Annotated in this window: 15 protein-coding genes and 4 tRNA genes; 7 read left to right on the forward strand and 12 right to left on the reverse strand. The window is 67.2% G+C overall.

The window, feature by feature from the left end; translation table 11 throughout:
* Nucleotides 1-3 precede the first annotated feature (3 nt).
* On the reverse strand, nucleotides 4-363 hold the full coding sequence (locus A9977_RS31675; protein ID WP_183028793.1) for a hypothetical protein: 360 nt from the start codon (nucleotides 361-363) through the stop codon (nucleotides 4-6).
* 167 nt (nucleotides 364-530) lie between these two features.
* Here A9977_RS31675 and A9977_RS31680 point away from each other — a divergent pair, with 167 nt between their 5' ends.
* The 5 genes from A9977_RS31680 (at nucleotide 531) to A9977_RS31700 (ending at nucleotide 5,370) form a co-directional block, all read left to right on the forward strand.
* Nucleotides 531-1,310 (forward strand): hypothetical protein, encoded by a 780-nt coding sequence (locus A9977_RS31680; RefSeq protein ID WP_183028794.1) that lies wholly within the window; start codon nucleotides 531-533, stop codon nucleotides 1,308-1,310.
* A gap of 111 nt (nucleotides 1,311-1,421) precedes the next feature.
* On the forward strand, nucleotides 1,422-2,132 hold the full coding sequence (locus A9977_RS31685) for an NYN domain-containing protein (RefSeq protein WP_183028795.1): 711 nt from the start codon (nucleotides 1,422-1,424) through the stop codon (nucleotides 2,130-2,132).
* 106 nt (nucleotides 2,133-2,238) lie between these two features.
* Nucleotides 2,239-3,792, forward strand: a complete 1,554-nt coding sequence (locus A9977_RS31690) for a fumarate hydratase (protein WP_183028796.1) — start codon at nucleotides 2,239-2,241, stop codon at nucleotides 3,790-3,792.
* A gap of 2 nt (nucleotides 3,793-3,794) precedes the next feature.
* Nucleotides 3,795-4,586 (forward strand): glutamate racemase, encoded by a 792-nt coding sequence (gene murI, locus A9977_RS31695; protein ID WP_183028824.1) that lies wholly within the window; start codon nucleotides 3,795-3,797, stop codon nucleotides 4,584-4,586.
* Between the two features lie 7 nt (nucleotides 4,587-4,593).
* On the forward strand, nucleotides 4,594-5,370 hold the full coding sequence (locus tag A9977_RS31700) for a hypothetical protein (RefSeq protein ID WP_183028797.1): 777 nt from the start codon (nucleotides 4,594-4,596) through the stop codon (nucleotides 5,368-5,370).
* 24 nt (nucleotides 5,371-5,394) lie between these two features.
* On the opposite strand, the gene A9977_RS31705 is transcribed toward A9977_RS31700, so the two are convergent.
* The 11 genes from A9977_RS31705 to A9977_RS31755 form a co-directional block, all read right to left on the reverse strand.
* Nucleotides 5,395-6,033 carry a DUF6806 family protein gene (locus A9977_RS31705; RefSeq protein ID WP_183028798.1) on the reverse strand — a complete coding sequence of 213 codons (639 nt, stop codon included), beginning with the start codon at nucleotides 6,031-6,033 and terminating at the stop codon, nucleotides 5,395-5,397.
* Nucleotides 6,034-6,054: 21 nt separating this feature from the next.
* Nucleotides 6,055-6,143: transfer RNA gene (locus A9977_RS31710), tRNA-Leu, on the reverse strand.
* Nucleotides 6,144-6,217: 74 nt separating this feature from the next.
* A tRNA-Cys gene (locus A9977_RS31715) sits at nucleotides 6,218-6,291 on the reverse strand.
* 88 nt (nucleotides 6,292-6,379) lie between these two features.
* A tRNA-Gly gene (locus A9977_RS31720) sits at nucleotides 6,380-6,455 on the reverse strand.
* Nucleotides 6,456-6,513: 58 nt separating this feature from the next.
* The gene (gene lon / locus A9977_RS31725; protein ID WP_183028799.1) at nucleotides 6,514-8,955 is read right to left on the reverse strand and encodes an endopeptidase La; all 2,442 of its coding nucleotides are present in this window, start codon (nucleotides 8,953-8,955) and stop codon (nucleotides 6,514-6,516) included.
* A gap of 125 nt (nucleotides 8,956-9,080) precedes the next feature.
* Nucleotides 9,081-10,349: an ATP-dependent Clp protease ATP-binding subunit ClpX gene (gene clpX, locus A9977_RS31730; protein WP_183028800.1), complete on the reverse strand. Its 1,269-nt coding sequence runs from the start codon at nucleotides 10,347-10,349 to the stop codon at nucleotides 9,081-9,083.
* 120 nt (nucleotides 10,350-10,469) lie between these two features.
* Complete coding sequence (clpP, locus tag A9977_RS31735) at nucleotides 10,470-11,078, reverse strand: ATP-dependent Clp endopeptidase proteolytic subunit ClpP (RefSeq protein WP_183028801.1); 609 nt, start codon at nucleotides 11,076-11,078, stop codon at nucleotides 10,470-10,472.
* Between the two features lie 118 nt (nucleotides 11,079-11,196).
* Nucleotides 11,197-12,516 (reverse strand): trigger factor, encoded by a 1,320-nt coding sequence (gene tig / locus A9977_RS31740; protein ID WP_183028802.1) that lies wholly within the window; start codon nucleotides 12,514-12,516, stop codon nucleotides 11,197-11,199.
* A gap of 26 nt (nucleotides 12,517-12,542) precedes the next feature.
* Nucleotides 12,543-12,629: transfer RNA gene (locus A9977_RS31745), tRNA-Leu, on the reverse strand.
* 74 nt (nucleotides 12,630-12,703) lie between these two features.
* On the reverse strand, nucleotides 12,704-15,856 hold the full coding sequence (locus tag A9977_RS31750) for an efflux RND transporter permease subunit (protein ID WP_183028803.1): 3,153 nt from the start codon (nucleotides 15,854-15,856) through the stop codon (nucleotides 12,704-12,706).
* A gap of 10 nt (nucleotides 15,857-15,866) precedes the next feature.
* Nucleotides 15,867-17,015 (reverse strand): efflux RND transporter periplasmic adaptor subunit, encoded by a 1,149-nt coding sequence (locus tag A9977_RS31755; RefSeq protein ID WP_183028804.1) that lies wholly within the window; start codon nucleotides 17,013-17,015, stop codon nucleotides 15,867-15,869.
* A 130-nt stretch (nucleotides 17,016-17,145) separates the two neighbouring features.
* Here A9977_RS31755 and hpnC point away from each other — a divergent pair, with 130 nt between their 5' ends.
* Nucleotides 17,146-18,024 carry a squalene synthase HpnC gene (gene hpnC, locus A9977_RS31760; protein ID WP_310936233.1) on the forward strand — a complete coding sequence of 293 codons (879 nt, stop codon included), beginning with the start codon at nucleotides 17,146-17,148 and terminating at the stop codon, nucleotides 18,022-18,024.
* A gap of 27 nt (nucleotides 18,025-18,051) precedes the next feature.
* On the forward strand, nucleotides 18,052-18,891 hold the full coding sequence (gene hpnD, locus A9977_RS31765; protein WP_183028806.1) for a presqualene diphosphate synthase HpnD: 840 nt from the start codon (nucleotides 18,052-18,054) through the stop codon (nucleotides 18,889-18,891).
* Nucleotides 18,892-18,894 lie beyond the last annotated feature (3 nt).

Below are 18,894 nucleotides of genomic sequence, written 5' to 3' on the forward strand. Positions count from 1 at the left end.
CCCTCAGCGCCGGTCGGCGCCCAGGGCGGCCACGCGCTGGCGCCAGGCCAGGCCGCCCGCCAGCAGCAGCACGAGGCCCAGGCCCAGCAGGAACATGCCCAGGGCGTTGCCGCCCACCTCGCTGTTGTTGCTGGCACTGATGGCGCGCGCGGCGGCGTTGGCATCGGTGGCCGTCATGGCGGTGGCGAAGGCCGATTCCTTGCAGCGCCCCAGCATCTCCGCGCCCTGGTCCTTCATGCGCTCCTGGCATTTCGCCACCGTGGCGGCATCGGCGCTCGGCGCACTCGCGCCGAAGCTCAGGAAGGCGCCCGCGATCATCAGGACCAGGCCGATACCGAGCAGGACCAGGGGATTCTTCTTCATCGTTATTGTCTCCGGAGGGTTGGGTGCGCGCCCTGCCAGCCAGTGCGCGGGCCAGCATAGCAGCGGGTCGCGGCCCGGCCGGGCCTGCGCGCCGCGGCGCCGCCCCACAGCGCCAAGTCGCGCAGACGTCCTACACTCGGCCCCGAACACCCTGGAGGGTCGGTTGGATGGCCAGTTCGGACATGGGCTTGATGAATGCGGTGATCGCGGCCTCGCGCGCGGCTTCGGACGCCGCGCGCTGGAGCGACATGCTCACGGCGCTGTGCCGGCGCTTCGACGCGACGGCCGCCTGCCTCCACACGCCCCGCAGCGCGACGCCCGACCGCGCGTTGTTCGTCGACCACGGCCTTCCGACCCACACCGTGCCTGACTATGTCGAATACTGGTCGCCGCGCGATCCCTGGATGGCCGGTGCTCTGCAGAAGGACATCTGCGTGCGCACCGGCGAATGCGGCATCGGCCGCGAGCTGTGCGACTGGGACACGCTGTACACCCTCGACTACTTCCATGAATTCGCGGCGCCCACGGGCGTCAAGGGCCTGCTCGCGATGATCGTCGACGACGGTTCGCGCCCCGCGGCCGCGCCGTTCACCGTGATCGGCCTGTACCGCCGACCGGGCCTCGAGGAATTCAGCCACCAGGACAAGCGCGTCTTCGAGTCGGTCCATGCGCCGCTGCAGCTCGCGCTGCACGCCCACTGGGCGCTCGGCCGCGGCCGGGACGCCGCCAGCTACGACACGCTCTACGGCCAGCGCAGCGCCGTGTCCTCGATCGAGATCGAGAAGCTCTCGTGCACCTACGACGGCGTCGCCGAATCGCTGCAATACCGCTGGCGCACCAACAATGGCGTCGACTACGGCTACATCTATGCGCCGGGCCGGGGGTGGTGCAGGTGTTCACGTACAAGGGCGGGCGCTGAGCTCGCCCAGATGAGCATGGCGCTGTAGAATCCGGACACGACTCCTCCTTTGCGGCGTCATTCAGTTGGCTTCCGCTCAGGAAGAAAAGACCGCCCCAGGGCGGTTTTTTCATGTCCGGAGGAGTTGCAGGGAGCTCTTGTGGATGAAAAAAAGACGCGGAGAACGGCCGTCTATATCGACGGCTACAACCTTTATTACGGTCGCCTGCGCGGCACGGCCTTCAAGTTGCTGGATCTGCCCCTGCTCTTCGATCGACTGCTGGCCATCCAGGACCCTTTGGCGACCCTCGTCGCCGTGAAGTTCTTCAGCGCGACGGCGCTCGGCAACTTCGCCAGCCATGGACAGCTCTCGGTCGAGTCCCAGGACAGCTATCACCGCGCGCTCGCCGCAAGGCACCCCGATCGCTTCTCGATCAAGCTCGGGACCCACAGCATGGATCGCAACGGCTCGTGGATGCCGGCCTTTGTCGATGGCCAGCGTTTCGATCGAAAAGTCCAGACGCGCGTGTGGCGCATCGAAGAGAAGAAGACGGATGTCAACCTCGCGATGTCCATGTACCGGGACATCTGCAAAGGGCTCTATGGCCAGGTCGTGCTCTGCTCGAACGACAGCGACGCGGAGCCGGTGCTCGAAGCGTTGAGGGAAGACTTCCCTGAACTCGTGATCGGGATCGTCACGCCGGTCAAACCTCCCACAGGCGAAGCCGCATCGCGCCGGCACAGTGCCTCCCTGGCACGACATGCCCATTGGACGCGCCGCTACATCCTTGACGAGGAACTGGCCGGAGCCCAACTGCCGCCCGTGGTCCCGACGAAGAAGAAGCCGATCCGCAAGCCAACGCATTGGTAGCAGGCTCCCGCGGCCGTTCGAACCATGGCGGGGCCGACCGCTCGAGGTGCCTGCCGGAGAGCGTCGGGGGATAATGCGAGACCCCCGATTACAACGATTTCCCCACATGACGACCACGATCCAGCAGGCCGACCTGATCGAATCGATCAGCGCCGCGCTGCAGTACATCAGCTACTACCACCCCGCCGACTACATCGCCCACCTGGCCAAGGCCTACGAGCGCGAGCAGAGCCCTGCCGCCAAGGACGCCATCGCGCAGATCCTCACCAACAGCAAGATGAGCGCCACGGGCCACCGCCCGATCTGCCAGGACACCGGCATCGTCAACGTGTTCCTCAAGGTGGGCATGGACGTGCGCTGGGGCGGCTTCACCGGCAGCCTGGACGACGCCATCAACGAAGGCGTGCGCCGCGGCTACAACCACCCCGACAACACGCTGCGCGCCTCGGTCGTGGCCGATCCGCAGTTCGACCGCAAGAACACCAAGGACAACACGCCCGCGGTGATCTTCACCGAGATCGTGCCGGGCGACACGCTCGAGGTCACGGTCGCGGCCAAGGGCGGCGGCAGCGAGAACAAGAGCAAGCTGGCCATGCTCAACCCGGGCGACAACATCGTCGACTGGGTGCTCAAGACCGTGCCCACCATGGGCGCCGGCTGGTGCCCGCCGGGCATGCTGGGCATCGGCATCGGCGGCACGGCCGAGAAGGCCGCGCTGATGGCCAAGGAAAGCCTGATGGACGACCTCGACATGCACGAACTCCAGGCCAAGAAGGCCTCGGGGGCCGAGCTGAGCAAGGTCGAGGCGCTGCGCATCGAGCTCTACGAGAAGGTCAACGCGCTGGGCATCGGCGCGCAGGGCCTGGGCGGCCTGGCGACCGTGCTCGACATCAAGATCAAGATGTACCCCACGCACGCGGCCAGCAAGCCGGTGGCGATGATCCCCAACTGCGCGGCCACCCGCCATGCGCACTTCGTGATGGACGGCAGCGGCGCGGTCTACCTCGACCCGCCCTCGCTGGACCTCTGGCCCGACGTCGACTGGACGCCCGACTACAACAAGAGCAAGAAGGTCGACCTCGACACGCTCACGCCCGCCGAAGTGGCGAGCTGGAAGCCGGGCGACACGCTGCTGCTCAACGGCAAGATGCTGACCGGCCGCGACGCCGCCCACAAGCGCATCGCCGACATGCTGGCCAAGGGCGAGAAGCTGCCGGTGGACTTCACCAACCGCGTCATCTACTACGTCGGCCCGGTCGATCCGGTGGAAGGCGAAGCGGTGGGCCCGGCCGGCCCGACCACCGCCACCCGCATGGACGGCTTCACCGAGATGATGCTGGCCCAGACCGGCCTGATCGCGATGATCGGCAAGGCCGAGCGCGGCCCGACCGCCATCGAGGCGATCAAGAAGCACCAGAGCGCCTACCTGATGGCGGTCGGCGGTGCCGCCTACCTGGTGAGCAAGGCCATCAAGACCGCCAAGGTCGTCGGCTTCGCGGACCTGGGCATGGAAGCGATCTACGAGTTCGACGTGGTCGACATGCCCGTGACCGTGGCGGTCGACGCGGGCGGCACCAGCGTGCACATCACCGGCCCGGCCGAGTGGCAGAAGCGCATCGCCTCGGGCCAGCTCAAGACCATCACCCTGGAAGCGGCTTGACCCTGGCGGCGATCGGCGTCTTCGACAGCGGGGTCGGCGGCCTCAGCGTGCTGGCCGCGCTGCGGGCGGCGCTGCCGCACGAGCGCTTCGTCTATTTCGCCGACACGCCCTATGCGCCCTACGGCGAGCGCGGCGACGCCTATGTGATCGAGCGCACGCGCGCCGTGACCGGCGAGCTGATCGCGCAACACGGCATCAAGGCGCTGGTGGTGGCCTGCAACACCGCGACCGCCGCGGCCATCCACCTGCTGCGCGCCGAGCATCCCACGCTGCCACTGGTCGGCCTAGAACCCGCGCTCAAGCCCGCCGTGGCCGCCAGCCGCACGCGCCGCATCGCGGTGCTGGCCACGCGCGGCACACTGGCCAGCGCCAAGTTCGCGGCGCTGCATGCGGCGCTGGCCGACCAGGCCCATTTCACGCTCGTGCCCTGCGACGGGCTCGCGCGCGCGATCGAGGTCGACGACCGGGCCCAGGTCGCGTCGCTGTGCGAGCGCTACGTGCACCAGGCGGGCCACTTCGGCAGCGCCGACGGACAGGTCGACACCCTGGTGCTCGGCTGCACCCACTACCCCTTCGCCGCCGAGGAACTGCGCCGGCACACCGGCGCCGCCGTGCGCTTCATCGACACCGGCGCGCCCGTCGCGCAGCAGACCCATCGGCTGCTGCAGGCCGCGGGCCGGCTCGCGGGCCCGCAGGCCATCGGGGGCGTGACGCTCGCTTCGAGCGGCCCGCTCGAGCCCCTGCAGGCCGCGGCGCTGCGCTGGCTCGGCCCGGCAGGGCTTCATCAGGGCTGAGGCGGCCATGCGACGCGTGCTGCGCCCCACCCTGCTCTCGCTCGGGCTGCTGGCTTTCGTGCCGCTCGGGCACGCCGCCTGCGAAAGCGGCCTGGCCGAGCGCATCCATGCACGGCTGCATCCCGAGCGCGCGCTCGACGAACGGCTGGCCGCCTGCAAGCCCTGGCCGGCCTTCCCCGGCCGCATCGTGATCGTGCTGCCCATGCCGCGGCCCGCGAGCGATCCGTCGGCCACGAAGGTCTACGACCTCGAGGTGCTGCTGGTGCAGCGGCCCGACAACGGCAACACCGAACGCGACACGCTGGTCAGCCGGCTGTTCCAGGCTGAGGCCATGGACGAGGACGGCGTCGCGATCCAGGAGATCAAGGTCGACACCGCGCGCTATGTGCTGGCCCCGGATGCGCGCGCCTTCGGCCTGCGCGTGCGCTACCGCGGCACCACCCATGCCGACGCCTTCGCCAGCGAGACGCTGCGCCTCTATGTGGCGCAGGGCGGCAAGCTGCGCGAAGTGCTGCAGGAGATCGAGCTCGACAGCGACAGCGGCGAATGGAATGCCGACTGCACGGGCCGCTTCCGCCAGCTGCGCACCATGCTGTCGACCCGGCCCGGCCGCAACGGCGCCTTCGCCGACCTGGTGCTCTCGCGCACGCGCACGCAAAGCCGTGCCCAGGTGCAGGACGACGGCAGCTGCGCGGAAAAAGCACAGCCGCCGCAGTACAGCACCGTGGTGCTGCGCTACGACGGCGAGCGCTTCAAGGTGCCCAAGAGCGTGCTGGCGCCTTAGGCCGCACCGCGCGGGCGGTGCGCCTCAGTGCAGATGGCGCGGGCGGCGGCCGCCGCCATGGCCGCCGGCACCGGGGCCGCCCGGGCCGCCGCTGCCACGCGGGCGCTTGCCCAGTTCGAGCGAATTGACCAGCGCATCGAAGCGGTCGCCGAAGAGCTTGTCGATCTCGGCCACCACGCCGCCGAGCTCGGCGCCGTCGAAGTGGCGCTCCATCAGGTGCACCACGTCCTCGACCAGCAGGTCGCGCTGGACCTGCATGATGGCGGCCGGGTTCGGGCCCACGAAGAGCATCAGGAAGTCGTCGCGCGACTCTTCTTCCGGATCGCCCTCTTCCTCGTCGAAGTCGGTGTCGTAGAAGGTGATCTCGATCGCCGCGCCCTGCTCCGCGAGCTCGTTGAGCGCCATGCACATCTCGTCGAGTTCCTGGCGGAAGTCCTCGTCGCCGGGCACGGTCCAGCACATCTGGAGCATGTGGTCCTTCTGCTCGAAGCGGATGCCGAGTTCTTCCTCGTAGGCGCTGGTGGCGCCGTCGGCCAGCGAGCGGGCGCCGGCGTACTTCCACAGGGGCTTGAGCGCCTCCTGGATCTGGGCGAAGGTCACGTCGGCGCGCAGCGGCACGTCGCCATGCACGTGGATCTCGAACGGAGCGTTGTAGCGAGGCATGTCTAGCTCCCTTGTAGTTGATGGTGCCCGGAACGGGAATCGAACCCGTATGCCCGTCTAAAGGCGGCGGATTTTAAGTCCGATGTGTCTACCAATTTCACCATCCGGGCCGGGTATCTGAGGACGAAGATAACCCAAAACAAAACAGCCCCGACAACGAATGTTGGCGGGGCTTGCTTTTCAGTGGAGGCGCGACCCGGAGTCGAACCGGGCTAGACGGATTTGCAATCCGTTGCATAACCGCTTTGCTATCGCGCCACGCTTGTTTGAAACGACTCGGCCTGTGACTTCGTCGCTGCTTTCTCCTGCGTAAAAAAGGGAAGCCTGGGCTTCCCTTTTTCAAAACTGGAGCGGGATAAGAGACTCGAACTCTCGACCTCAACCTTGGCAAGGTTGCGCTCTACCAACTGAGCTAATCCCGCGTTTCGAGCCTCGAATTATATGCCACTTTTTCGAGGTTTCGAGGCAGCGCGCAAATTTTCAGTGCTTGATCGAACCTTCGGAAGGCTGCGCGGCGCGCTGCTTCGACAGCTCGGCCAGCGCCGCGGCCGAGGCCGCCACTTCTTCGTCGGACAGCGGCGTGGGCAGCTTCTCCAGCGCGATCTCCAGCACCTTGTCGATCCACTTGACCGGCACGATCTCGAGGCCGTTCTTCACGTTCTCGGGGATGTCCTGCAGGTCCTTGGCGTTCTCTTCCGGAATGATCACGGTCTTGATGCCGCCGCGCAGCGCGGCCAGCAGCTTTTCCTTCAGGCCGCCGATGGCCGTGACCTCGCCCCGCAGGGTGATCTCGCCGGTCATCGCGACGTCGCCGCGCACCGGGATGCCGGTCAGCGCCGACACGAAGGCCGTCGTCATCGCGGCGCCCGCGCTCGGGCCATCCTTGGGCGTGGCGCCGTCGGGCACGTGGATGTGGATGTCGCGCTTCTCGAACATCTCGTCCTTGATGCCCAGGCGGCGGGCGCGGCTGCGCACCACCGTGCGCGCGGCCTCGACCGATTCCTTCATCACGTCGCCCAGCGAGCCGGTGCGGCTGATGATGCCCTTGCCGGGCATGGTCACGGCCTCGATGGTCAGCAGGTCGCCACCGACTTCGGTCCAGGCCAGGCCCACGACCTGGCCCACCTGGTTCTGCTTCTCGGCCAGGCCGAAGGTGTACTTGCGCACGCCCAGGAAGTCGTTGAGGTTGCTGCCGTCGACCGTGACCTTGGGCGTCATCTTCTTGAGCAGCAGGCCCTTGACCACCTTGCGGCAGATCTTGGACAGCTCGCGCTCGAGCGAACGCACACCGGCTTCACGCGTGTAGTAGCGCACCACGTCGCGCACCGCTTCCTCGGTGATCAGCAGTTCCTCGTCCTTCACGCCGTTGTTCTTCATCTGCTTGGGCAGCAGGTACTTCAGCGCGATGTGGGTCTTCTCGTCCTCTGTATAGCCCGACAGGCGGATGACTTCCATCCGGTCGAGCAGCGCCGGCGGGATGTTCATCGAGTTCGAGGTGGCGACGAACATCACGTCGCTCAGGTCGAAGTCGACCTCGACGTAGTGGTCGCCGAAGGTGTGGTTCTGCTCGGGGTCGAGCACCTCGAGCAGCGCGCTCGACGGGTCGCCGCGGAAATCGGTGCCCAGCTTGTCGATCTCGTCGAGCAGGAACAGCGGATTGCGCGTGCCGATCTTGTTGAGGCTCTGCAGCACCTTGCCCGGCAGCGCGCCGATGTAGGTGCGGCGGTGCCCGCGGATCTCGGCCTCGTCGCGCATGCCGCCCAGCGCCATGCGGGTGTACTTGCGGCCGGTCGCCTTGGCGATCGACTGCCCGAGCGAGGTCTTGCCCACGCCCGGCGGGCCGACCAGGCACAGGATCGGCGCCTTGACCTTGTCCACGCGCTGCTGCACCGCGAGGTATTCCAGGATGCGGTCCTTGACCTTGTCGAGGCCGTAGTGGTCCTCGTTGAGCACCGCCTCGGCATTGGCCAGGTCGTGCTTGATCTTGGTCTTCTTGCTCCAGGGCAGGCCGATCAGCACGTCGATGTAGTTGCGCACCACGGTGGCCTCGGCCGACATGGGCGACATCAGCTTGAGCTTCTTGAGCTCGCCCTCGGCCTTCTTGAGCGCTTCCTTGGGCATCTTGGCGAGCTTGATCTTCTTCTCGATCTCCTCGATGTCCGCGCCGTCCTCGCCCTCGCCCAGTTCCTTCTGGATCGCCTTGACCTGTTCGTTCAGGTAGAAGTCGCGCTGGTTCTTCTCCATCTGGCGCTTCACGCGGCCGCGGATCTTCTTGTCGACGTTGAGGATGTCGACCTCGCGCTCGAGCTGGCCGTAGAGGTTCTCCAGCCGGGCCTTGATGTCGTCGAGGTCGAGCACTGCCTGCTTGTTGTCGAGCTTGAGCGGCAGGTGCGCGGCGATGGTGTCGGCCAGGCGGCCCGGATCGTCGATGCTGGAGATCGAGGTCAGGATCTCCGGCGGGATCTTCTTGTTCAGCTTGACGTACTGGTCGAACTGCTGCATCACCGCACGGCGCAGGGCCTCGATCTCGGTGCCCTTCTGGGCCGCGGCGTCGGCCACTTCGACCGGCGTCACGTTGGCGGTGAAATGCGTCTCGCCGTCGTGGATGCTGTTGACGCGGGCGCGCTGCTGGCCTTCGACCAGCACCTTCACGGTGCCGTCGGGCAGCTTGAGCATCTGCAGGATGGTCGAGACGCAGCCGACCTCGAACATGTCCTCGACCGAGGGCTCGTCCTTGGCGGCCGCCTTCTGTGCGACCAGCATGATGCGGCGTTCGGCTTCCATCGCCAGTTCGAGCGCCTTGATGCTCTTGGGGCGTCCCACGAACAGCGGGATCACCATGTGGGGGAACACCACGACGTCACGCAGCGGCAGCAGCGGCAGGTCGATGGCGTCGGGAGGCAGGGGGGTGTGACCAGACATGCGAGTCCTCGAAGTGATCAGGCAAAGATGGAACGCGCCGCGCGAATTTCAAGCCCGCGCGGCGCGTTCATCGTAGGGGCCACGCGCAAAGCGCGTGAAATGCAAAACGGGATGACCCCAGGCACTCAGGCCTTCTTGGCTGCCTCGCGATACACGAGCAGCGGTGGCTTGTTCTCGTCGATGGTCGATTCCTCGACCACCACCTTGTCGACATTGCTTGCGTTGGGCAGCTCGAACATCGTGTCGATCAGCGACTGTTCGAGGATCGAGCGCAGGCCGCGGGCGCCGGTCTTGCGCGCCAGCGCCTTGCGGGCGATGGCCTTGAGCGCGGCGGGGCGGATCTCCAGGTCCACGCCCTCCATCTGCAGCAGCTTGGTGAACTGCTTGACCACCGCGTTCTTGGGTTCGGTCAGGATCTGCACCAGCGCGTCTTCGCTGAGCTCGGCCAGCGAGGCGACCACCGGCATCCGGCCCACGAGTTCGGGGATCAGGCCGAACTTGATCAGGTCCTCGGGTTCGACCTCGCGGAACACCTCGGTGATGCTGCGCTGGGCCTTGCTCTTGACCGAGGCGCCGAAGCCGATGCCCGAGGCCTCGGTGCGGTTTTCGATGACCTTCTCCAGGCCGGCGAAGGCGCCACCGCAGATGAACAGGATGTTGGTCGTGTCGATCTGCAGGAAGTCCTGGTTCGGGTGCTTGCGCCCGCCCTGGGGCGGCACGCTGGCCATGGTGCCTTCGATCAGCTTCAGCAGCGCCTGCTGGACGCCCTCGCCCGACACGTCGCGCGTGATCGAGGGGTTGTCGGACTTGCGCGAGATCTTGTCGATCTCGTCGATGTAGACGATGCCGCGCTGGGCCTTCTCGACCTCGTAGTTGCAGCTTTGCAGCAGCTTCTGGATGATGTTCTCGACGTCCTCGCCGACATAGCCGGCTTCGGTCAGCGTGGTGGCATCGGCCATCACGAAGGGCACGTCGAGCATGCGCGCGAGCGTCTGCGCCAGCAGCGTCTTGCCCGAACCCGTGGGGCCGATCAGCAAGATGTTGCTCTTGCTGAGCTCGACCTCGTCGCCCTTGCTGTTCTTCTCCTTGTGACGCAGGCGCTTGTAGTGGTTGTAGACCGCCACCGACAGCATGCGCTTGGCCGGCTCCTGGCCGATCACGTAGTTGTCGAGGTTGGTCTTGATCTCCAGCGGCGTGGGCAGGTCGCTGCGCGCGTCGCGCGACTCCTCGCCCGCGGGCAGTTCGTCGCGGATGATCTCGTTGCAGAGGTCGATGCACTCGTCGCAGATGAACACCGAAGGGCCCGCGATCAGCTTCTTGACCTCGTGCTGGCTCTTGCCGCAGAACGAGCAGTAAAGCGTTTTTTCGCTGGAAGAGCCTTTTTTATCGGCCATGGACAGGTGCCTCGTTACGCAGTAGGTTCAATGATAACTAAAACAAAAACGGCGTTTCCCGCATGGAAAACGCCGTTTTTTGCCATTTGGCACCGTCGGCGCCAAGCGGCCTGCAGCGCGTCAGCCGCGTTTGGTCACGACCTGGTCGACCAGGCCGTAGTCCTTGGCCTCGTCGGCCGTCAGGAAATAGTCCCGCTCGGTGTCGCGCTGGACCTTCTCCAGCGGCTGGCCGGTGCGTTCGGCCAGGATCTTGTTCATCTGGTCCTTGGTGCGCAGGATGTCGCGCGCATGGATCTCGATGTCGGTGGCCTGGCCGCGGGCGCCGCCCAGCACCTGGTGGATCATGACCTTGGAGTTGGGCAGCGAGAAGCGCTTGCCCTTCTCGCCGGCCGCCAGCAGGAAGGCGCCCATGCTGGCCGCGAAGCCCAGGCACATGGTCGACACGGCCGGCTTGATGAACTGCATGGTGTCGTAGATCGCCATGCCGGCGCTCACGCTGCCGCCGGGCGAGTTGATGTAGAAGGAGATGTCCTTGTCCGGGTTCTCGCTCTCGAGGAACAGCAGCTGCGCCACCACCAGGTTGGCGGTCTGGTCGTTGACTTCGCCCACCAGGAAGATGATGCGTTCCTTGAGGAGCCGCGAATAGATGTCATAGGACCGCTCGCCACGGCCCGACTGCTCGATGACCATCGGAACCATGCCGAGGCCTTGAATTTCGTTTGCGATCATGTATTTGCTCTCCGGGAAGATGAAGTCGTTCGCTGCTGCGACTGAACTGTACGCCTGAGTGAAATGGGGCTCGTGCCGCAAAGCACAAGCCCCATCGGTGTCACTGGGACGGCGGCGATCAGCCTTGTTGCTGCTGCGCCATCAGTTCGTCGAAGGACACGGCCTTTTCGTTGACCTTGGCCTTGGCCAGCACGAAATCGGTCACGTTGTTCTCGATCACCACGGCTTCGACTTCGGCCAGGCGGCGGTTGTCGCTGAAGTACCAGCGCACCACGTCGGCCGGCTTTTCGTAGCTGGCGGCCAGTTCGTCGATGTGGGCCTTGATCTGCTCGGGCTTGGCCTGCAGTTCATTGGCGCGCACCAGTTCGGCCACCACCAGGCCCAGGCGCACGCGGCGCTCGGCTTGGGGCAGGAACACTTCCTGGGGGATCGGCGCCTTGTCGGCGTCCTTGATGCCGCGCTGCTTGAGCTCGGCGCGGGCGCCTTCGATCATGCGTTCGACTTCCGACTGCACGCTGGCGTTCGGCAGGTCGAGTTCGGCGTTGGCGATCAGCGCGTCCATCACGGCGTTCTTGTTGCGCGCCAGCAGGCGGAACTTGACTTCGCGCTCGAGGTTGCGCTTGATGTCCGCGCGCAGGCCTTCGACCGTGCCTTCTTCGATGCCCAGCGACTTGGCCAGCTGTTCGTTGACTTCGGGCAGGTGGGTGGCTTCGATCTTCTTGACCGTGACCAGGAAGTCGGCTTGCTTGCCGGCCACGTCCTTGCCGTGGTAGTCGGCCGGGAACGACAGCGGGAAGGTGCGGCTGTCGCCGGACTTCAGGCCGCGCACGGCGTCTTCGAATTCCTTGAGCATCTGGCCTTCGCCGATGACGAACTGGAAGTCCTCGGCCTTGCCGCCCTGGAAGGTCTCGCCGTCGATCTTGCCTTCGAAGTCGACCGTCACGCGGTCGTCGTCGCCGGCAGCGGCGTCCTGCGCACGCTGGGCGAAGGTGCGGCGCTGCTTGCGCAGGATGTCCAGGGTCTTGTCGATGGCTTCGTCGCTCACGTCGGCCGTCACGCGGTCGATCTCGGCGGCGCCCAGGTCGTTGATCTTGACTTCGGGGAACACTTCGAACACCGCGTCGAAGGCCAGTTCGCCCTCCGGCGATTCTTCCTTCTCGGTGATGCGGGGCTGGCCGGCCACGCGCAGCTTGGCTTCGTTGGCGGCCTGCGAGAAGGCTTCACCGACCTTGTCGTTCATGACTTCGTAGTGCACCGAGTAGCCGTAGCGCTGGGCCACGACGTTCATCGGCACCTTGCCCGGACGGAAACCGTCCATCTTCACGGTACGGGCCAGCTTCTTGAGGCGCGAATCCACCTCGGACTGGATGGTGCCGACCGGCAAGGTCAGCGTGATCTTGCGCTCGAGCTTTTCGAGGGTTTCAACGTTCACGGTCATTCTTTGTTCCTCAAGAGAGATGGGGCTGGTGCGCGGGGCCGGACTCGAACCGGCACGTTCTTGCGAACGTCAGGACCTAAACCTGGTGCGTCTACCAATTTCGCCACCCGCGCGGTCAGGTGAATCAAGCAAAAACGGGCGGCCTCCTATGCAGACCACCCGTTTCGAAATCGGTCAACCGCGCATTTTAGACGCTAATGGGGCCCACTTTCGGCTCCCGCTTCACACGGAATGCTGCGGCGTACATCGCGGGCAGTGCCAACAGGGTCAGAACGGTGGCCACGATGAGCCCGCCCATGATGGCCACGGCCATCGGTCCCCAGAAGACGCTGCGCGACAGCGGGATCATCGCCAGCACCGCCGCGGCCGCCGTCAGCACGATCGGGCGCAGGCGGCGCACGGCCGATTCGACGATCGCGTCCCAGGCCGGCACGCCGGCGGCGCGGTCGCTCTCGATCTGGTCGATCAGGATCACCGAGTTGCGCTGAATCATGCCCATCAGCGCGATCACGCCCAGCAGCGCGACGAAGCCGAAGGGCCGGTTCAGCAGCAGCAGCGCCGCCGCCACGCCGGCGATGCCCAGCGGCCCGGTGACGAACACCAGCAGCGAGCGGCTGAAGCTGTGCAGCTGCAGCATCAGGAGCGTGAACACCAGGAACAGCATGATCGGCACGCCCGCCACGATCGAATCGGACCCCTTGCTGCTCTCCTCGACCGCGCCCGCGGTCTCGATGCGGTAGGCGCCCTGTCCGGCCGCGCGCCATTTGGCCTCGAGCGCGCGCAGTTGGGGCAGCAGCTGCGCCGTGACCGTCGCGCCCTGCAGGCCCTCGACGATGTCGGCGTTCACCGTGATCGCGTAGTCGCGGTTCTCGCGCCACATCACGCCCGGCTCCCAGCTGAACACCGGCTTGGCGATCTGCGACAGCGGGATCGAGCGGCCCGAGGCGGTCGGCAGGTAGGCGTTGCCGATGTCGGAGATCGCTTCGCGCTCGTCGGCCGACTGGCGCAGCACGATGTCGATCAGTCGGTCGTTCTCGCGGTACTGGCCGACCGTGGTGCCGCTGAACATGGTGCGCGAGGCCTGGGCGATGGCCTGGCTGGTCACGCCCAGCGTGCGCGCCTTGGCCTGGTCGACTTCCAGCCGGATCACCTTGACCGACTCGTTCCAGTTGTCGTTGACGCCGCGCGTGCTGGCGTTCTCGCGCAGGATGGCCTTGACCTCGTCGGCATGCTGGCGCAGCGCCAGCGGCTCGGTGCCGATCACGCGGAACTGCACCGGGTACGCCACGGGCGGGCCGTTGGGCAGCAGCTTGGCGCGCCCACGCACCTCCGGGAACTCCTGCGCCAGCAGGCCCGGCAGGCGACGACGCAGGGCCTCGCGCTGGTTCAGGTCCTTGGCCAGCACGATCATCTGCGAGACGTTGCTCTGCGGGAAGATCTGGTCGAGCGGCAGGTAGAAGCGCGGCACGCCGTTGCCGATCCAGGTGGTGACGGTGGCCACCTCGGGCTCCTGCATCAGGCGCTGCTCGACCCGCTTGGCGATGTCCTCGCTGGCGGCGAAAGAGGTGCCTTCGGGCGACCACAGATCGACCAGGATTTCCGGCCGGCTCGAATCGGGGAAGAACTGCTGCTGCACCCGGCCCATGCCCACGATGCCCAGCGCGAAGATCAGCACGGTGGCCCCGATGGTGAGCCAGCGGTACTCGACGCACCAGTTCACCGTGCGGCGGAAGGTGTTGTAGAAGCGCGAGTCGAACAGCTCGTGCGGCGGCGCGTCCGGGTCGTGCGGCTTGACCTTGAGCAGCAGCGTGCCCAGGTAGGGCACGAAGTAGACCGAGACGATCCACGACAGCACCAGCGCGATCACCGTCACCGCGAAGATCGCGAAGGTGTACTCGCCGGTGACCGACTTGGCGATGCCGATCGGCAGGAAGCCGGCGGCCGTGATCAGGGTGCCGGTCAGCATCGGCTTGGCCGTGACGTCGTAGGCGAAGGTGGCGGCGCGCGCCTTGTCGTAGCCCTCCTCCATCTTGCGCACCATCATCTCGACCGCGATGATCGCGTCGTCCACCAGCAGGCCCAGCGCGATGATCAGCGAGCCCAGCGACACCTTGTGCAGCCCGATGTTGAAGTAGTTCATGGCCAGGAAGGTCACGGCCAGCACCAGCGGGATGGTGATCGCCACCACCAGGCCGGGCCGCACGTCGATGTGCCAGCCGAAGCGCCCGCCCTTGTGCAGGCCCAGCGCCACGAAGCTCACGGCCAGCACGATCGCCACCGCCTCGATCAGCACATGGATGAACTCGTTGACCGAGGTCGCGACCGAGACCGGCTGGTCCTGCACCTGCGTGAGCACGGCGCCGGCCGGCAGCCGCTGGCCGATGTCGGCCACCGCCACGCGCAGCGCCTTGCCCAGCGCGATGATGTCGCCGCCCTTGGCCATCGACACGCCCAGCGCCACCACTTCCTTGCCCTGGTGGTGCACCTTGGTGGCCGGCGGGTCGATGGTGCCGCGCCGGATCTCGGCGATGTCGCCCAGGCGCAGCTGGTTGCCCGAGCTGCCGCGGATCGGCATCTCGCGCAGCTGGTCCACGCTGGTGAACTGGCCGGCCACGCGCACCTGCACCACGTCGAGCGGCGACTGGATGGTGCCCGCGCTCTCGATCGCGTTCTGCGCGCCGATCTGCTGCAGCACCGCGTTGAAGTCCAGCCCCAGCTGCGCGATGCGCTTCTGCGAGACCTCGATGTAGACCTTCTCGTCCTGCAGGCCGAACTGCTCGACCTTGGCCACGTCCTTGACGCGCAGCAGGCCCTGGCGCACGTCGTCGGCGAAGGTCTTGATCTCGGCCGGCGTGTAGCCGTCGGTCTCGAGCGCGTAGATCACGCCGTAGACGTCGCCGAAGTCGTCGTTGAAGAAGGGCCCCTGCACGCCGCTGGGCAGCGTGCCGCGCATGTCGCCGATCTTCTTGCGCACCACGTACCAGACGTTGGCCACCTCGCTGGACTTGGACGAATCCTTGATCTCGAAAATGATCTGCGACTCGCCCGGCTTGGAGTAGCTGCGGATCTTGCTGGCGTAGGGCGCCTCCTGCAGCGTGCGCTCGAGCTTGTCGGTCACCTGCTCGGCCACCTGCTGCGCGGTCGCGCCGGGCCAGTAGGTGCGCACCACCATCACGCGGAAGGTGAAGGGCGGGTCCTCGTCCTGGCCGAGCTGAAAGTAGGCCGCGAAGCCCAGCACCATCAGCGCCACCATCAGGTAGCGGGTGAGCGCCGCATGCTCGAGCGCCCACTTGGAAAGGTTGAAGCCGGCCTTGCCGGTCGTCTCTTGAGGGGTCGTCATCGGGGCGACCTCAGCGCGAGGCCGCCGAAGCGGGGGCCGCTGCGGGAGCCGGCGCGGGCGCGGGCGTCTTGCCCTGGTAGATCGTGACCTTCTGGCCCGGCGACAGCACGTGCACGCCCGCCACCACCACCTGCATGCCGGGCGTGATGCCCGCGGCGATCACGGCTTCGTTGCCGTCGGCCGTCGCCACCTGCACCGGCTGCGAACGCACGGTCATGGTGGCCGTGTCGAGCACCCAGACCGCGCTGCCGCTGCCTTCCTGGCGCAGCGCGCTGGTCGGCAGTTTCAACACCGCCGCACCGGCATTCGACAGCGCCTTGGGCCGTGCATACACGGTGGCGCCCAGGGCTGGCGAGGTGGCGGCGTCGATCGCCACCTTGACCGAATAGGTACGGGTCACGGCGTCGGCGCTGGCCGCGACCTCGCGCACCTTGCCTTCGAGTTCGGCACCGCCGGCCCAGCCGCGCACCGTCACGGCCGAGCCCGGCCGGATCAGCGCCGCGCGGTCTTCCGGCACCGCGAACACCACGTCGCGCGCGCCGTCCTGCGCGATGCGCACCACCGGCGTGCCGGCCGAGACCACCTGCCCCGGCTGCGCGTCGATGGCCGTGACCACGCCCGCGACGTCGGCCACCAGCGTGGTGTAGCTGGCCTGGTTGCCTTGGGAGGCCAGCTGCGCCTGCGCCTGGTCGAGCTGGGCCTGCGAGGACTTGAAGGTGGCTTCGCGGCGCTCCAGCTCGGCACCGCTGATGAAGTTCTGCGCCCGCAGTTCGCGGTAGCGCTTGAGGTCGGCCGAGGCCAGGTCACGGTTGGTCACGGCCGCGGCCTGCTGCGCGCGGGCCGCGTCGGCGGCCAGGCGGTAGTCCTGCGGATCGAGCTGCGCCAGCACCTGGCCGGCCTGCACATGCTGGCCCAGTTCGGCCTGGCGCTTGAGGATCTTGCCGGCCACGCGGAAGCCCAGCTGCGATTCGATGCGCGCGCGCACCTCGGCCGAGAACTCGGGCGCGGTGTCGAAGGCGCTGGTGCCCACGGTCTGCACCTTGACGGAGCGCAGCGGTTCCTCGACCGGCGGCGGCTTGGAACAGCCCGCCACGGCCACCGCCAGCAGCACGGCCGCCGACGGAAAGGAGAGCGCGGGACGAAGAAACGATACGGTCATGAACCACCTTGATTGCCACGGAGAGGTCATTAATGACCGAAGGGTTAGTAATTTTGTGGGATGCGTCCGACGCTGTCAACGAATCGTGACGAGAGCGGCGCGCCCGACGCGGTGCCCGACAATCCAGCCCGTGTCATCCCCTGCCCCCCCCGCCGTCGCGCCGCCGCCGACGCACTACGAGAACTTCCCGGTCGCGTCCTGGCTCTGCCCGCCGCGCCTGCGTCCGCCCATCGCCGCGATCTACGGTTTCGCGCGCACCGCCGACGACATCGCCGACGAGGGCGAGGACGGCCCCGAGCAGCGGCTGGCCGACCTGCGGGCCTTCGGCGCCGACCTGTCGGCCACCGCCCGGGGCGGGCCGATCTCGGGCCGCTGGCCCGAAGTGTTCGGCCCGCTGGCCCGGGCGATGCGCGACTTCGCGCTGCCCGAAGCGCTGCTGGCCGACCTGCTCTCGGCCTTCGTGCAGGACATCGAGAAGACGCGCGACGGCGGTCTCTATGCCGACCGCGCCGAGCTGCTGGCCTACTGCAGCCGCTCGGCCAACCCGGTCGGCCGGCTGCTGCTGCATCTCTACGGCGTCGACGATGCGCTCGCGCTGACGCAGAGCGACGCCATCTGCAGCGCGCTGCAGCTCGCCAACTTCTGGCAGGACCTGAGCGTCGATTTGCCGCGCGGGCGCCTCTACCTGCCGCTGGCGGACTGCGCGGCGCACCGGCTCGCGCCCGGGGATGTGCGCCGTCAACCGCCAGCGCCCGAAGCCATCGCGCTGGTCGCGGCCGAGGTGGACTGGACCCGCGCCCTGATGGCGCAGGGCGCGCCGCTGGTGCACCGCCTGCCCGGGCGCATCGGCTGGGAATTGCGCCTCGTGGTCCAGGGCGGCCTGCGCATCCTCGACAAGATCGAAGCCCAGGGTTTCGACAGCTTCTCGCGCCGCCCGACCATCGGCGCGGCCGATGCCCCCCTTCTGGCCTGGCGGGCCTTGCGGATGCGGAGACAATCGACGCCATGAGCCACGAGAACAGAAGCACCCCCAGAGATGAATCCTGAGCAGTACGTCCAGGAAAAAGCCGCGGCCTCGGGCAGCAGCTTCTATTACGCCTTCCTGTTTCTTCCCAAGCCGCGGCGCGCGGCGATCACCGCCTTCTATGCCTTCTGCCGCGAGATCGACGACGTGGTCGACGAGGTGCGCGACCCCGGCGTGGCGGCGACCAAGCTGGCCTGGTGGCGCACCGAGGTGGCCCAGTCCTTCGCCGGCCAGCCCAGCCACCCGGTGATGCAGGCGCTGATGCCGCTGACCGCCGAGTACGGCATCGAGGCGCGCCAGCTGCAGCAGATCATCGACGGCTGCCAGATGGACCTGGACCAGACCCGCTACCTCGACTTCCCCGGCCTGCAGCGCTACTGCCACCTGGTGGCCGGCGTGGTGGGCGAGGTCGCGGCGCGCATCTTCGGCCAGCAAGACCCGCAGACCACCGCCTACGCCCACAAGCTGGGCCAGGCGCTGCAACTCACCAACATCATCCGCGACGTGGGCGAGGACGCCTTGCGCGGCCGCATCTACCTGCCGGTCAACGAGCTGCAGCAATTCGACGTCAAGGCGCACGAGCTGCTCAACCGCGTGTACTCGGAGCGCTTCGTGGCGCTGATGAAGTTCCAGGCCGAGCGCGCGCACCGCATCTACGACGAGGCCCTGGCCCTGCTGCCCGCGGCCGACCGCCGCAGCCAGAAGCCGGGCCTGATGATGGGCAGCATCTACCGCGCGCTGTTGCGCGAGATCGAAGGCGACGACTTCCAGGTGCTGCAGCAGCGCGTGAGCCTCACGCCGCTGCGCAAGTTCTGGCTGGCCTGGCGCGTGCAGGCGCTGGGCCGGATCTGACAC

Origin of the sequence: Variovorax sp. UMC13 (genome assembly GCF_014170375.1) — a bacterium.
In the GTDB taxonomy this organism is placed as follows: domain Bacteria; phylum Pseudomonadota; class Gammaproteobacteria; order Burkholderiales; family Burkholderiaceae_C; genus Variovorax.